Origin of the sequence: Flavobacterium sp. UGB4466, from assembly GCF_903469665.1 — a bacterium.
In the GTDB taxonomy this organism is placed as follows: Bacteria; Bacteroidota; Bacteroidia; order Flavobacteriales; family Flavobacteriaceae; genus Flavobacterium; species Flavobacterium lipolyticum.
Window position 1 is genome coordinate 1 of sequence record NZ_CAGKLC010000243.1, and the last position, 1,153, is coordinate 1,153.

Here is a 1,153-nt window from a genome sequence, read left to right on the forward strand (position 1 = left end):
GATTATGTACCTACAAGTAATAAGTATAAGTACAACGGAAAAGAACTTCAAGATGAGCTGGAACTTAATATGTATGACTATGGAGCTAGAAATTATGACCCTGCGCTTGGTAGATGGATGAATATCGACCCTCTGGCAGAACAAATGAGAAGGTTTAGTCCTTATAATTATGCGTTTAATAATCCTGTTTATTTTATCGACCCCGATGGAATGGCTCCACGAGCAGGACAATCAGGAATATATTACGATTGGGATACGGGACAATATACAAATAAGGATACAGGTGAAATATCAAATCAGGCAGATGCAATTGCTTATCATACCAATTCTATTAATGGAAAACCACCAGCCTTTTTGAATGGTTTTCATAAGACATACTCAAAACGTACTGTAGCGGAGCAAAGTTTGGTAAGAACAGCATACGCATTAATGGATAATGTAACGGATGATGCACTAAGATTTTTTGGACATGGATATAATGGACATTTGACCTACAGAGGAACCAAAAAGGATGGTACTAGAATATTTGCAGATGGTCTTGACAATTTTTTAACCAAATCATCGGTAGGTGAAAGATGGGTTGAAATAAAAAGAGATGGAGGAACTTTTATTTCTTATGCCTGTAGAAATGGAGCAGAAGGAGGTATTCTGGAAAAGGCTTCTGGTATTGAAGAATTATCGAATGTAATTTTTGTTGGACCAACTAGGAATGTTTCACCTTCCAACGATAATGATTCTGGTATGTTTTTTAGTGGTTCAAACAAGCATGAAAAAGGAGTGTGGAATATATATAGAGGTGGTGAAAAAGTAGGTAGTCGACCATGGAATTGGCAACCTGTAGAAATTGACCCAGTAACTTTAAAAGATATTGCAGAACCTAAGTAAGAAAAATTTAATTTATAGAATCATGAAAAGAAAATTGTTTTTAAGCATTGCTCTTAGTCTAATAATTTTAATAATAGCATTAAAATACTATACTGATTATGTTACTAATTTAGCAGTTAGAGATTATGAAAAAAAATATGTTGCTGAATTTAATGACACACACCTAGCTGAAGCAGAAAGTGAGGACGATTTAAATCCAAAATTTAAAGAAAGATTAATAGACAAGTTTGATAAAAACTTTTACGATAGTATAGTAAAGGTTGATACG

2 protein-coding genes are annotated in these 1,153 nt (G+C 33.7%); both read left to right on the top strand.

The window, feature by feature from the left end; all coding sequences use genetic code 11:
- A partial coding sequence (locus tag JO950_RS22400; RefSeq protein ID WP_237732430.1) for an RHS repeat-associated core domain-containing protein occupies positions 1-885 on the top strand: 885 nt, incomplete at its 5' end.
- Positions 886-907: 22 nt separating this feature from the next.
- Positions 908-1,153: hypothetical protein (locus JO950_RS21885; RefSeq protein WP_202704536.1), on the top strand; the 246-nt coding region annotated here is incomplete at its 3' end.